Source organism: Phyllobacterium sp. SL163 (assembly GCF_049896885.1).
GTDB classification, from domain to species: domain Bacteria; phylum Pseudomonadota; class Alphaproteobacteria; order Rhizobiales; family Rhizobiaceae; genus Phyllobacterium; species Phyllobacterium calauticae.
The window spans coordinates 612,606-626,378 of the sequence record NZ_JAFCVE010000002.1 but is presented as its reverse complement, the minus strand read 5'-3'; the positions used below and the strand labels follow the sequence as shown (position 1 = coordinate 626,378).

The window sequence follows — 13,773 nt, the reverse complement described above, 5'->3', positions numbered from 1 at the left end:
AGGACGGCTGCGGACCCCGCAGCCGTCTTACCGTTGACCTCCCCAAGCCTATAGACAACAGAGCTGACCTTCCCATGAGCCGTATTGCCGATCTGAACAGTGACGATTTCGCCGCCCTGCGCCAAAAGACTTTGAAGGAATACGAGGCCTTCCGTGCCCGTGGACTGAAAATCGACATGACCCGCGGCAAACCGAGCCCCGAGCAATTGGCGCTCGCCAACGGCATGCTGACCCTGCCCGGCAACGGCGATCACTTCAGCGAAGCCGGTGAAGATGCCCGCAATTACGGCAATCTGCAAGGACTGGCGGAAGTGCGCACGCTGTTCGCGCCGACGCTCGGCACGTCGCCGGATCGGATCGTTGTCGGTGACAATTCCAGTCTGGCACTCATGCACGACTGCCTGCTCTGGGCCTGGGTCAAGGGCGTTCCCGGCGGCACCGAACCCTGGCAGAAGACGGAAGCGCCAGCTTTCATCTGCCCGGTGCCCGGCTATGACCGGCATTTCTCGATTCTGGAGGAATACGGCATCCGCATGCTGCCCGTACCGCTCAAGGGCGATGGGCCTGACATGGACATGGTCGAGAAACTCGCTGCCGATCCGAGCGTCAAGGGCATGTGGTGCGTGCCGAAATACTCGAACCCCTCCGGCGAGACCTATTCCGACGCGGTGATCGAACGTCTTGCCGCGATGAAAACCGGTGCTCCGGATTTCCGCCTGTTCTGGGACAATGCCTATGCGGTGCATCATCTCACGGAAACCGAGCATCAGATCCCGGATATTCTCGACCTGTGCGAAAAGGCCGGACATCCCGACCGGGCCTTTGTCTTCGCCTCGACGTCCAAGGTAACGCTGGCGGGTGCCGGCCTTGCCTTCTTCGCCTCGTCGCCGGCCAATGTACGCTGGTATCTTGCCAGCGCCAGCAAGCGGACAATCGGACCGGACAAGCTGAACCAGCTGCGGCATGTGCGGTTCCTCAAGAATGAGGACGGCATACGCAAGCACATGGCGGCACATCGCGCCCTGATCGCGCCGAAATTCGACACGGTCAGCAATGCATTGGAAAAGCGCCTCGCCGGCACGGGTGTCGCCGAATGGTCGAAGCCGCAGGGCGGCTATTTCATCTGCGTCGATGCGATGGAAGGCACGGCCAAGCATGTGGTCGAACTGGCCAAGCAGGCAGGCGTGACCTTGACCCCGGCAGGATCGACCTCACCGCACGGCAAGGACCCGCACGACCGCACATTGCGGCTGGCGCCGACATTCCCTTCCCTGCAGGAAGTGGAACTGGCCTCGCAGGGTATCGCGCTGTGCATTCTGCTGGCGGCACTGGAAAAGCTGCATTCGGCCCGGAATGGCTGATGTCTAAAGCGGGATGACCAGGCCGTCGCGGCCGATGGTTAATCGGCCATCCCACTTGCCATCCAGAGCTTTTACCCAGTCGGCTTCGCCGAATTGCGGATCGTCGGCCGGAATGAGGTGATGCAGCACAAGATGCTTCACCTCAGCGGCCACCGCGATCCGCGCGGCATCTTCAACCAGCGTATGGCTGGCAAGAAGATGTTCTTTTAGGCGTGCGCCATTGCCCGTCCGCGCGACGAGACGGTCCACGCCTTCCGGCAGCATCGCTTCATGCACGAGAAGATCGCTCTCCCGGGCAAAACCGGCCAGCGGCGGAAAATAGGCGGTATCCGCCGAAAAGACGATGGATTTGCCTGCCGCTTCGATCTTTAGCGCAAAACAATCGACAACCGGCGGGTGATCGACACGCAAGGCGGTGATCGTCAAACTGGCATCCCGATGGACCAAACCGTCGGCATAGACCTGCAGATCGACAAGATCGCGCAGATCGGGCCGCCCCTCGTCCTCAATGCGCAGATCGATATCATAGCGCATGGATTGCAGGAAACCTGACCAGTAGTCTTCAATTCCGACCGGGCCGTAGACCGTGACCTTGCGCGCCAGCCCCGACGTCCATGCCGTATGCATGAGCGGGCCGAGTTCGAGCACATGGTCGGAATGCAGATGCGTGATCAGGATCATATCCAGATCCTTGAGTGACAGATCCGCATTGACCAAGGCCCGAGTCACACCAAGACCACAGTCGATGACGATCCGCCGTCCTGATATCTCCAGCAATGACGACGTCGGCGACGGGCCGCCCGGACGGATTGCCGGGCCACCCTTGGTTCCAAGCAGAACGAGCCTGTCAGCCATTCCTAGAAGAATGCCTGAATGCCGGTCTGGGCGCGCCCGAGAATGAGCGCGTGCACATCGTGCGTGCCCTCATAGGTGTTGACCGTTTCAAGGTTCTGCGCATGGCGCATCACGTGATAGCCGATCTGGATGCCGTTGCCGCCATGCATGTCACGGGCAACGCGGGCAATATCCAGCGCCTTGCCGCAATTGTTGCGCTTGACCAGACTGATCATCTCCGGCGCCATCCGGTCTTCATCCATCAGACGACCGACCCGCAGGCTCGCCTGCAGGCCCAGCGTGATCTCTGTCTGCATGTCAGCAAATTTCTTCTGGAACAGCTGTGTGGCCGCCAGCGGCTTGCCGAACTGCTTGCGGTCGAGGCCATATTGCACGGTGCGCTGCCAGCAATCTTCCGCGGCCCCCATCACGCCCCAGGAAATGCCGTAACGGGCACGGTTCAAGCAACCGAACGGCCCCTTGAGGCCTGAAACATTGGGGAGAAGGTGTTCTTCGCCGACGACAACACCGTCCATGACGACTTCGCCAGTGATCGACGCGCGCAATGACAATTTGCCGCCGATCTTCGGAGCGGAAAGCCCCTTCATGCCCTTCTCGAGCACGAAGCCGCGAATCTGGCCGTCATGCGCATCGGACTTGGCCCAGATCACGAAGACGTCGGCGATGGGTGAATTGGAAATCCACATTTTCGAACCGGAAATCCGGTACCCGTCGGCAACCTTTTCGGCGCGTGTCTTCATACCGGCGGGATCGGAACCAGCATCCGGCTCCGTCAGGCCAAAACAGCCGATCCACTCGCCCGAAGCCAGCTTCGGCAGATATTTCTTGCGCTGTTCTTCCGAGCCATAGGCATAGATGGGATACATGACCAGCGAGGACTGCACGCTCATCATCGAGCGATAGCCGCTGTCGACACGCTCGACTTCACGTGCAACCAGACCATAGGCGACATAGGACGCACCGGCGGTGCCGTATTCTTCCGGCAGGGTGACGCCGAGAAGCCCGGCCTCGCCCATCATGCGGAAAAGCGCCGGATCGGTCTTTTCCTCAAGATAGGCTTCCTCGATACGCGGTGCCAGCTCTCCCTGCGCGAAGGCGCGCGCACTGTCCCGGATCATCCGTTCGTCTTCGGTCAACTGATCTTCCAGCAGAAACGGATCCGTCCAGACAAAGGAAGCTTTGGAATGCGCCATGTAATTTCCTCCATAATGCTTTTCCCAGACCTAGCACCAAAATCGCGTCGATGGCCAGATAGTTTTGGCTTAAAATATATTCCGGTGCGCTTTGGCAGCGAACAATTTCCGTCGCCGGACGAATCCCCTATATGTATGGCATGGCCATCAAACAGCTTACCGAAACCATCATCAACCAGATCGCTGCGGGTGAAGTGATCGAACGCCCCGCAAGCGTGGTGAAGGAGCTTGTCGAAAACGCCATCGATGCCGGGGCAACCCGCATCGAAGTGGTGACGGCGGGGGGTGGCAAGAACCTCATCCGCATCACCGACAATGGTTCAGGCATCCCTTCGGATGAACTGACGCTGGCCGTTTCGCGCCATTGCACATCGAAGCTGACGGACGATGTACATGACATCCGGGCGCTGGGTTTTCGCGGCGAAGCCCTGCCCTCCATCGGCTCGGTCTCGCGGCTGTCGGTCAAGTCCCGCACGGCACAGGCCGATTCCGGTTTCGAGATCAGCGTGAACGGCGGCCATATGGACGGACCGCGCCCGGCCGCGATGAACAACGGCACGATTGCCGAGGTGCGCGACCTGTTCTTTGCTACACCCGCACGCCTGAAATTCATGAAGACCGACCGTGCTGAGGCCTCGGCTATCAGCGATATCGTCAAGCGCATTGCCATTGCCTTCCCGCATATTCGCTTTTCCCTGGCGGGCAGCGACCGCACGCCGCTCGAGCTTGCGGCGACGGGCATTGGCTCCGCTGGCATGCTGGAACGGATTTCGCAGGTTCTCGGCAGGGAATTCCCGGAGAACGCGCTTGCCATCGATGCGGAGCGCGACGGGGTGCGCCTGACCGGGTTTGCCGGGATACCGGCCTTCAACCGCGGCAACAGCCTGCACCAGTTTGCCTATGTCAACGGGCGGCCGGTGCGCGACAAGCAGATATGGGGTGCCATCCGCGGCGCCTATGCGGATGTGATCTCGCGCGACCGGCACCCGGTCGTGGTGCTGTTCCTCAACCTCGATCCGGCGCTGGTCGACGTCAATGTGCATCCGGCCAAGGCCGACGTGCGCTTCCGCGATCCGGGCCTGGTCCGCGGGCTGATCGTCGGTGCGATCCGCCAGGCGCTCGGCCAGTCTGGCATTCGCGCCGCCACCAGTGGGGCGGAAGCCATGCTGCAGTCCTTCCGGCTCGGCGGAGCGGAGCCTTTGCGCCCGGCTCAGCCGGCACAGCACTGGCAGGGTTCGCCATCGGTCAACCAGAACTATACAACCCAGCAGTCAGCCTTTCGTCCCGTCACGCCGGACCCGGCGCCGTCCTATGCAAGCAATGGTTTCTCGGAACCGATACGCAGCTTCCTGGCTGAAGCGGATGTGCTGGCCACCGATACGCGGGCCAGCACTGCAGAGGTGCCGCAAGCCCTGCTGGCCGCGCCGCTCGGCGCTGCACGCGCGCAGATACATGCGAACTACATCGTCTCCCAGACGGAAGACAGTCTCATTATCGTCGACCAGCACGCGGCACATGAGCGGCTTGTCTACGAGGCATTGAAGACGGCGCTGCATTCAAGACCCCTGCCCGCGCAGATGCTGCTCATTCCCGAGATCGTCGATCTGCCGGAAGAGGACGTGGAACGGCTGGTGGCCCATGCGGAAACCCTGTCGCGCTTCGGCCTCGGGGTCGAAGCCTTCGGCCCCGGCGCGGTCGCCGTGCGGGAAACCCCGTCCATGCTGGGCGAGATCGACGTGCAGCAGCTCATCCGCGACCTCGCAGACGAGATTGCCGAACACGATACATCCGATGGTTTAAAGGCCATTCTCGACCATGTTGCCGCCACGATGGCCTGCCATGGCTCCGTGCGTTCCGGCCGGCGGCTGAAGCCGGACGAGATGAACGCACTCTTGCGCCAGATGGAAGATACCCCCGGCTCAGGCACGTGCAATCACGGCCGGCCCACCTACATCGAACTGAAGCTCGCGGATATCGAGCGGCTGTTCGGCAGGCGCTGACGTCTTGACCCGCGGGGCATCTGCCGCCTAAATGAGCTGACGAAAAGAATTGGAAACCACCGGACAATGAACAGGTTTGAAGGCCCCGGCTCACGCGAAGCCAAGATACGCTACCTCGACGGCGACTTTCAGGTCCTGTCGCCGGGATCCTACGTGCTCTGCGCCGTGACGTCGGAAAAGATCGCGCTGGATGAACTGCGGTACTGGAGCGTTGCCCGCCAGGAAGCCTATGCGGATGCAACGATTTCGCTTGAGCGCGAGCTTGAAATGAACCCATCGCTGCGCCAGCGCAGCAAGGCCTGACCGGTGATCAATCGCCGGTCCACGCTTTTGGCCCTGGCCGCGACCGCGCTTCTGGCCGGCGGCTGCACCACGATGGGCGCCAAACGCGAACCGGCCTATAGCGGACCGACCAAGACGATCAAGGGCTATCTGCGCGGCTCGCCGCTGGCACGGCTTTCACCAAGCTCCGTCGTTTACATCACCGCCTATGATGCGACCAACGGCAACTCCAAACCCATGCCGGTGATCGGCGAGACAAGCTTCACGCTGGGCCGCAGCGGCTATTTCCCCATTGCCTACGAGATTGAAATACCGGCGGCGAAATCGGCGCCAAAGGTAGCCCTGTCCGTGCAGATCGGCACGCCAGGGCGAATTCTCTTTTCCAATGACCGGCAATACAGCCAGACAACCGGCCGCTCCATGGATATATCCATGGGTGAAACGCCGCCACGCATACGCAACTTCCGCCGCGGATTATAGGCGCCGGATCGTCCGCAGGCGCGCTCTTTCCAGGGTTTCACTGATGACGCGCGATAGGGTTCGCGGGTGCGCAAAAACCAGCTCCACATCCAGAACCTGCGTTCTCGCGGCGAATGCCCTGGCGATTTCGCTGCCATCGAGCAGGCGGACATGATCCTTCGCCGTGGTGATTAGGGTCAAACCGTCCGCATCGGCACTTTTGATGAGATCGGCGATTTCCTCATCCGTATAGGGATGGTGATCCGGAAAGGGGCGTGCCTCTGTGATCGTTCCACCGGCTTCTTCGAGCGTGCGAAAGAATTTGGCAGGATCGCCAATGCCGGCAAAGGCGAGCAGCGGCTTGCCCGCAACCGCAAGTGCCGCCTGGGGCCGGAGCATGGCTTCATACACCGGCTTGGCAGCACGTGCGGCGTTCCTCACAAGATGGTCCGCACCATTGGCCGCACCGATCTTGAGCAGGGCATCGGTGCGCACCAGCTGATCCGTCAGCGGCGCGCGCAGCGGACCGCCGGGAATGACGTGGCCATTACCGATACCCCGCCCCGCATCGACGACCATGAGCGCATAGTCGAAATGCAGGCGGGCACTCTGGAACCCGTCATCCATGATGATGAAATCGCATCCCGCGGCCTGCAGTGCAGTGGCCCCGGCAAACCGGTCGGCGCATACGACCACCGGCGCATGGCGGGCAAGCAGCATGGGCTCATCGCCGACATGCCGGGCGCTGTCGTGATCGGGATCGACCCGGTGCAGTCCCGAAAAGGCGCCGCCATAACCGCGCGAGACAATGCCGGGTTTGAGACCAGCGGCAACAGCGGCCTGAGCAAAGGCAATGGACGTCGGGGTTTTGCCCGCGCCGCCGACGGTGAAATTACCGATGCACAGAACGGGAATGGGAACGGCAGGCGGTTTGGCGCGGCGGATGCGCCGTCCGGCAACCATACCGTAAATCTTTGATAGAGGGCTGAGGGCCCGCGCGCGCCAATCCGGCTTTTCCCACCAGAAAGGAGGCGCTTCGCTGGTCATTTCCAGCCACCTTCACGCGCGCTCAACCGCGCCTTCAGCACCAGGGGCTGGATGAAGGGCTCGAGCGCCGTCATGGTCAGATCAAGCGAACCGCGCATGTCCTCAACCGTCTTCGTTCCCGCATCAATCATCACCTGGCGTTCAGCGGGATTGTTGAAGAGGTAGTTGACGGCTCCAGCCAGCATGTCCTTGTCGCGGATGAGCTTGGCCGCGCCATTCTTGATCAGGCGCTGGTAGGAATCGCGGAAATTCTGCACGTTGCGGCCCGAAAGGATTGCCGTCTTCAACATGGCAGGCTCCAGCGGATTCTGGCCGCCCTGCGCCATGAGCGACCGCCCGACAAAGGCGATTTCCGTCAGCCGCAGATACAGGCCCATCTCGCCGATCGTATCGCCAAGATAGATGTCGGTATCCGGCGCGATGACATCGCCGCGGCTGCGCAATGCCACCTTCATGCCGAGCTTTTCGATTTCTTCGGCAATTGCCGGGGCGCGGTCGGGGTGACGCGGCACGATGATCGTCAGGAGGTCGCGATGCCTGACCTTCAGCATGTGATGAACCTGTGCGACGACATCCTCCTCACCCTGATGGGTGGAAATCGCTGCCCAGGTCTTGCGCTTGCCGATCTGCTGCTGCAGAGCCTCGAGTTCCGACTCCACGACCGGCGGGATTGCGGTGTCGACTTTGAGATTGCCCGATACCGTGACCGGACGGGCCCCGAGCGCGCGGAACCGTTCGCCGTCAATGTCGGACTGGGCCACCACATGGGCGAGATTTTCAAACAGTGCTTCGGCGATGGACGGGCGTTTCTGCCAGGCAGCAAAGGATTTGTCAGACAGGCGGCCATTGACCAGAACCTGCGGCACCCGCCGCAGCCCCAGTTCAAGAATGGTCATCGGCCAGATCTCGGATTCGCAGATAACGGCGAGGTCGGGCTGCCAGTGGCTGAGGAACCGGTCAACCGCCGGCTTCAGGTCGAGCGGCACATATTGATGGATGACCCGGTCACCCAGACGTTCCTGCACCATCTTGGCGGAGGTCACGGTCCCGGTGGTGAGAACGACGCTGATTCCCATGTCGACGATGGTTTCGACCAACGGCGTGACGGCAGAGGTTTCACCGACGCTCGCCGCATGGACCCACACCAGCGGTCCCGCCGGCCGTGCAACGCTGGCCACGCCATAACGCTCACCCTGACGTCCGCGTTCTTCCTTGCCCTTGCTGGCGCGGAAGGCGACATAGGCGCCAACAGCCGGAAAGACCATGGCACCCACCCAGCGATAGGTGCTCAGGACAATGCGCGCCCACCGTTCGCTCATGCCCGGCCATCCACAAGCGCCTGCACCCGTACCGTATTGGCGTTCAGGCTGGCGGTCAATTCGACACGCTTGGCTTCAAGCATTGCATCATCGGCATCCTCGGGGACAAAGATAGGGTCGCCGACAATCAACCCTGACCTGCCGAATGGCAAGGGAATGGTTGTCTTATCCCAGCTCTTCTCGAGAATTTTCCTGCGCGACGTCATATAGCAGATGGGAATGATCGGGCGGCCCGACAGTTTGGCAAGGAGAATGACCCCATGACCGGAATCGCGGGGTGTCCCATGGGGAATATCAGCAATCATCGCCGCCGTCTTACCGTCCTTCAATGCCTTTTTCAGGGCGAGCAATGCCCTTACCCCACCCTTTTCGATGCTTTTCGTCGGCTCCCGCCCGCCGGAACCGCGGATGATCTCGACACCGAACCGTTCGGCTACCCGCGCGTTGAGTTCCGCATCCTTGCTCTTGGAGAACATGGCGGCGAAGCGCACGCCTCGTGGCATCAGAAAGGGCGCCATCAGATGCTGGCCATGCCAGGCCACGGCAATGAACGGCTCACCGCCCCGCTTCATGTCCTCCAGATCGGACGAGCCGGGCAGACGCGGGTTGGTGGCATTCACCAGCCGGAAGAACTGCGTGATCAGCCAGACCACGAGGAAGCGGACGAAACGCGACTTCGCCAGCGGGCCCCGGATGGAACGCCAAAACCGTTTCAGCACCCCGTTCTTCTTGCGGGGCGCCTTGGCGGTTGCTGTGCTGTTATCAATCATGCCGTTGTCAATGCGTGACCGGAGAACCGGTCAGCTTGCCTTGCCCGTATCGGGATCGAGCAATTTGTGCATGTGCACGATGAAATAGCGCATATGTGCGTTGTCGACGGTCTGCTGGGCCTTCGACTTCCAGGCGCGCTGTGCCGTTTCGAAATTCGGGTAGATGCCGACGATATCCAGCTTTTCCAGATCGCGGAATTCAACACCGCCGAGCTTCTTCAGCTCGCCGCCAAAAACCAGGTGAAGCAACTGCTTCGGTTCTGCTGTATTTTCGCTCATGGTCGCCCATCCGTTCAGTGATCAATCGTTGAATTTTCAGTCTGTTTAACCGAAGGCGGTTTCGGCGACAACGTCCAACATGTTGTCCATCAATAAACCGCTGGCCGCGACAAGCGCGCCATGGCGATAGTCGCCCGTTTCATTGTTGCGCAAGCCATAGGTCAGCGGCTTGCCGTTCGCCGTCAGGACGTGGCCGCCCGCCTCCGCAAGGATCAGGTCCGCCGCCGCCAGATCCCAGTCATGGGAATTTGGCCGGACGAAGGTCCCGGCAATGTCACCCCGGGCAACCATGGCAATGCGATAGGCCAGCGAGGCGATGTAGGGCGCGGCAATCATGGATTGCTGGAAATGGTCCGGCAGCTTCTTCAGGAATGGCCCGGGCCCCGCGACCTTGAACGGAACGCCGCTGGTGCTGACATGAATGGCTGTGCCGTTCTGTTCAGCCCCCTGCCCTGGAAGCGCTGTAATCGTCTCGCCGCGCGCCGGACATTCCAGCACACCGGCCACCGGACGGCCATCCTCGATAACCGCCACGCTGACGCACCAGACATCCGACCCTTCGATGAAGGCGCGCGTACCGTCGATGGGATCGACGACGAAAAAGCGCCGGCGCGCTATCGCCGCGCGGTCATCGAGGGTTTCCTCGGAAATCCAGCCATAATCGGGCCGGGCCGTCAGAAGCATGTCCTTGAGATATTTGTCCGCCGCAAGATCTGCCTCGCTCACCGGCGAATTGCCGGTCTTCATCCAGACCTGCGGGTCCTGGCGGAAATAGGACAGGGCAATACGCCCGGCGCCTTCCGCCGCTTCCCGGATCAGGGCTAAATCATCGCGATTTTTTTCATTTGCCGGCAAGAGTCATGCCTTCGATCAGGAGTGTCGGACTGGCGACGCCAAAGTTACGGTCAATATCGTTCGCCGCGACCATGTTCAGGAACATATCCTTCAGGTTGGAGGCAAGCGTGACTTCACTGACGGGATAAGCCAGTTCGCCATTTTCAATCCAGTAACCGGACGCGCCACGGCTGTACTGCCCGGTAATCATATCGACGCCCTGGCCAAAAAGCTCCGTGACATAGAAGCCATTGCCGACAGCGCGGATCAGGGCCTCCGGCGTTTCATCCCCAGGTTCAATGGCAAAATTGGTGGACGACGGAACAACGGTCGACCCTGAACGCACACCGCGACCATTGGTGCTCAGCCCCAATTCCGCAGCCGTTGATGTGGACAGGAACCAGTGCTTCAAAACACCGTTCTCGACCATGGTCAGTGCTTCGCCTTCAATTCCTTCGCCGTCGAAGGGCCGCGAGGACGAGCCGCGGATGCGCAGCGGATCATCGGTGACATTGATGCTGTCCGCGAGAATCTTCTGGCCCATGCGATCTTTCAGAAAACTGGTCTTGCGCGCAACGGATGCGCCATTGATGGCGCTGGAGAGATGGGACGCGATGCCGCGTGCCACGCGCGGGTCGTAAACCACATTGACCACGCCGGTCTTGGCCTGCCGGGCGCCAAGGCGTTTGACCGCGCGCGCGGCGGCAGAGCGGCCGATGGCTGCGGGGTCATCGAGCGCATCGAAATGCTGACGCGAGGAAAAATCATAGTCGCGTTCCATCCCGGTACCCGTGCCGGCGATGGCGCTGACCGAACGGGAAAAGCGCGACCCCATGTAATGGCCGACAAAACCGCCCGATGTCACCAGAACCATGCCGCCGAGCCCGGCGGAAGCCGACGCACCGCCGGAATTGGTAACGCCGTCAACTTCAAGGGCAGCAGCCTCCGCAGCCAATGCGTCCTCGGTCAGCCGCGCTGCGGCGACAACCGTCGGATCAAAAAGGTCGAGGTCACGGATATCGCGCACCAGATTGGCCGGATCGGCCAGGCCTTCAAACGCATCATCCGGCGAAACCCTGGCCATGGCCACGGCACGCTCGGCCAGAATTTTTGGATCGGAACCGGCGGTCGCCGATATGCTTGCCACTTTCCTGCCAACAAAGACGCGCAGGGAGAAATCGTCACTTTCCGACGATTCGGTCGCCTCGACCTTGCCAAGCCTGACGCTGACACCCGTGGACCGCGAACGCACGACAACCGCATCGGCGGCGTCGGCTCCGGCCCGGCGGGCGGCTTCGACAAGCGCAGCAGCATTGTCAACGAATTCGCGGGAATTGGCCGGCTCGATCATATTCATCCCTAGAGTTGATTGCATGATAGGATGCAAGGACATATCTGACCAATGATCAGACAATGCACTGCCTCCTATATGGTGCAAATTGGGGTCTATCAAGGCAAACACTGGTAACATTCGCAACAGACTGGGTCAGGCTCATGCTTTCACAAAGCGGCAATCTCTACTTTCAGGCTCTGGCTCTGTTGGCTGGGGCGATCATTGCCGCCCCGTTGTTTAAACGACTCGGGCTTGGGACGGTGCTGGGTTATCTCGCGGCGGGCCTGCTGATCGGGCCGCTGGCGAATCTCATCACCGATGGTGAACAGGTCCTGCATTTTTCCGAACTCGGCGTGGTTTTCCTGCTGTTCGTGATCGGCCTCGAATTGAAACCCACGCGCCTGTGGAACATGCGCCATGCGATTTTCGGCCTCGGCGCGGCGCAGGTCATTGTCTCCGGTGCGGCATTGACCGGGCTCATCCTCGCCTTCCATCTCGTCAACTGGCAGGCGGCTCTGGTCATCGGCTTCGGCCTTGCCCTGTCGTCCACGGCGTTCGCCATGCAGATCCTGGAAGAGCGCGGCGAGACCAATATGCCGCACGGGCAGACATCCTTCGCCATCCTGCTGTTCCAGGATCTGGCGATCGTTCCCTTGCTGGCCATGATTCCCGTGCTTGCACCCGGTTCCGCCCAGCACCAGGCCGATCCTCTCGGTAAATTCCTCATCGCCATCGTCTGCATCGGCGCCATCGTTGCGGTGGGCCGCTATCTCCTCAATCCGCTGTTCCGGTTCATCGCCAATACCGGCGCGCGGGAAGTGATGATTGCCGCCGCCCTGTTCGTCGTGCTCGGCGCCGCGCTGCTGATGCAGTTTGCCGGGCTGTCCATGGCCATGGGCGCGTTCATCGCCGGCGTCCTTCTGGCCGAATCGTCCTACCGGCACGAGCTGGAGGCGGACATCGAACCGTTCCGCGGTATTTTCCTCGGCCTGTTCTTCATGGCCGTCGGGCTGTCGATTGACCTCAAGGTCATCCTTGCCGACTGGGAGGCGATTCTTCTTGCGGTGCCCGTGTTCATGGCGGTGAAAGCGCTCGTCGTCTACATCCTCGCGCGGCTGTTCCGGTGCAATCACAATGATGCGACCCGCATCGCGTTCTTCCTGCCGCAGGGCGGTGAGTTCGGCTTCGTCCTGTTCACCACGGCGGCGGCGGCCGGATTGCTCAGCACCTCGACGGCATCGGAGATGATCGCGGTGGTCACGCTGTCCATGGCCGTGATGCCGCTGTCGGTCGCCCTTGGCAACCGCTTCCTTGTCGACGCCCATGCGGAAGAACAGATCGACGAGGATTTCGACGGTGCTGCCGGTGCCGACGTACTGATGATCGGCTTTTCCCGCTACGGGCAGATCGCGGCGCAGATCCTTTTGGCGGGCGGCACCAGCGTCACGCTGATCGATGCCTCGGCCGACCGCATCCGCGCCGCCTCGAAATTCGGCTTCCGCATCTATTTCGGCGATGGCACGCGCAAGGAAGTGCTGGAGGCAGCCGGTATCCGCCAGGCGAAAATCGTTGCCATCTGCACACACAAGAAGGAGACCACCGACCGGATCGTCGAGCTCATCCAGTCGGAATATCCCGATATCAAGCTGTTCGTGCGGTCCTATGACCGGGGCCACACGCTGAAACTGCGCGCCCGCGGCGTGCAGTACGAATTGCGCGAGACCTTTGAATCAGGCTTGCTGTTCGGCCGCCGCACACTTGAAGAGCTCGGAACCAGCGAAGATGTGGCCTACGAGATCATGGAGGACATCCGCCGCCGTGACGAGGATCGGCTGCACATCCAGGCCGCCGAAGGCTTGATGGCGGGCAATGACCTGCTGCTGACACGCCCGGTCACCCCGGAACCGCTGATCAAGCCAACGCGGGAATCCAAGCGTATCGATACGGAAGAGATGCTTCCCGATCCCGAGCCGGCGGAGTGAGGTCGGTAAGACTACGGATTCTGATGAAACCGTGATCCTGATAAAAGGTGACGAACGTA

At 61.2% G+C, this 13,773-nt stretch carries 13 protein-coding genes; 5 read left to right on the top strand and 8 right to left on the bottom strand.

The features are described from left to right. Nucleotides 1-74 precede the first annotated feature (74 nt). Nucleotides 75-1,361 carry an aminotransferase class I/II-fold pyridoxal phosphate-dependent enzyme gene (locus ACP7B1_RS06680; protein ID WP_346306651.1) on the top strand — a complete coding sequence of 429 codons (1,287 nt, stop codon included), beginning with the start codon at nucleotides 75-77 and terminating at the stop codon, nucleotides 1,359-1,361. Between the two features lie 3 nt (nucleotides 1,362-1,364). Here ACP7B1_RS06680 and ACP7B1_RS06675 read toward each other — a convergent pair whose 3' ends face one another. Both ACP7B1_RS06675 and ACP7B1_RS06670 read right to left on the bottom strand, forming a co-directional pair. Next, the gene (locus ACP7B1_RS06675) at nucleotides 1,365-2,216 is read right to left on the bottom strand and encodes an MBL fold metallo-hydrolase (protein WP_346306650.1); all 852 of its coding nucleotides are present in this window, start codon (nucleotides 2,214-2,216) and stop codon (nucleotides 1,365-1,367) included. Between the two features lie 2 nt (nucleotides 2,217-2,218). Next, nucleotides 2,219-3,409, bottom strand: coding sequence for an acyl-CoA dehydrogenase (locus ACP7B1_RS06670; protein ID WP_426136772.1), 1,191 nt, complete (start codon nucleotides 3,407-3,409; stop codon nucleotides 2,219-2,221). Nucleotides 3,410-3,549: 140 nt separating this feature from the next. Here ACP7B1_RS06670 and mutL point away from each other — a divergent pair, with 140 nt between their 5' ends. From mutL to ACP7B1_RS06655, 3 genes are all read left to right on the top strand, one after another. After that, nucleotides 3,550-5,409 carry a DNA mismatch repair endonuclease MutL gene (gene mutL, locus ACP7B1_RS06665; protein WP_346307889.1) on the top strand — a complete coding sequence of 620 codons (1,860 nt, stop codon included), beginning with the start codon at nucleotides 3,550-3,552 and terminating at the stop codon, nucleotides 5,407-5,409. 66 nt (nucleotides 5,410-5,475) lie between these two features. Further along, entirely contained in the window at nucleotides 5,476-5,712 is a 237-nt protein-coding gene (locus tag ACP7B1_RS06660) for a DUF2093 domain-containing protein (RefSeq protein ID WP_223611652.1), read from the top strand. 3 nt (nucleotides 5,713-5,715) lie between these two features. Next, a complete protein-coding gene (locus tag ACP7B1_RS06655) occupies nucleotides 5,716-6,171 on the top strand; it encodes a hypothetical protein (protein ID WP_346307888.1) in 456 nt (151 codons plus the stop codon). Here the strand turns inward: ACP7B1_RS06655 and lpxK are convergent. From lpxK to ACP7B1_RS06625, 6 genes are read right to left on the bottom strand one after another with little or no spacing between them, the layout of a single operon-like run. Then, on the bottom strand, nucleotides 6,166-7,197 hold the full coding sequence (gene lpxK, locus ACP7B1_RS06650; protein ID WP_346307887.1) for a tetraacyldisaccharide 4'-kinase: 1,032 nt from the start codon (nucleotides 7,195-7,197) through the stop codon (nucleotides 6,166-6,168). The genes ACP7B1_RS06655 and lpxK overlap by 6 nt on opposite strands. Further along, nucleotides 7,194-8,516, bottom strand: coding sequence for a lipid IV(A) 3-deoxy-D-manno-octulosonic acid transferase (gene waaA, locus ACP7B1_RS06645; protein ID WP_346307886.1), 1,323 nt, complete (start codon nucleotides 8,514-8,516; stop codon nucleotides 7,194-7,196). Before waaA ends, lpxK begins: the two co-directional genes overlap by 4 nt. Further along, a complete protein-coding gene (locus ACP7B1_RS06640) occupies nucleotides 8,513-9,286 on the bottom strand; it encodes a lysophospholipid acyltransferase family protein (protein ID WP_346307885.1) in 774 nt (257 codons plus the stop codon). The genes waaA and ACP7B1_RS06640 overlap by 4 nt, the downstream gene beginning before the upstream one ends. 30 nt (nucleotides 9,287-9,316) lie before the next feature. Beyond that, the gene (locus ACP7B1_RS06635; RefSeq protein ID WP_105736221.1) at nucleotides 9,317-9,565 is read right to left on the bottom strand and encodes a DUF4170 domain-containing protein; all 249 of its coding nucleotides are present in this window, start codon (nucleotides 9,563-9,565) and stop codon (nucleotides 9,317-9,319) included. 45 nt (nucleotides 9,566-9,610) lie between these two features. Next, nucleotides 9,611-10,420, bottom strand: coding sequence for a 3'(2'),5'-bisphosphate nucleotidase CysQ (locus ACP7B1_RS06630; protein ID WP_426136768.1), 810 nt, complete (start codon nucleotides 10,418-10,420; stop codon nucleotides 9,611-9,613). After that, nucleotides 10,407-11,750 carry a TldD/PmbA family protein gene (locus ACP7B1_RS06625; RefSeq protein ID WP_346307500.1) on the bottom strand — a complete coding sequence of 448 codons (1,344 nt, stop codon included), beginning with the start codon at nucleotides 11,748-11,750 and terminating at the stop codon, nucleotides 10,407-10,409. The genes ACP7B1_RS06630 and ACP7B1_RS06625 overlap by 14 nt, the downstream gene beginning before the upstream one ends. Before the next feature lie 143 nt (nucleotides 11,751-11,893). Between ACP7B1_RS06625 and ACP7B1_RS06620 the strand changes: the two genes are divergently transcribed. Then, nucleotides 11,894-13,714 (top strand): monovalent cation:proton antiporter-2 (CPA2) family protein, encoded by a 1,821-nt coding sequence (locus ACP7B1_RS06620; RefSeq protein ID WP_288191970.1) that lies wholly within the window; start codon nucleotides 11,894-11,896, stop codon nucleotides 13,712-13,714. The last annotated feature ends 59 nt before the right edge of the window (nucleotides 13,715-13,773 follow it).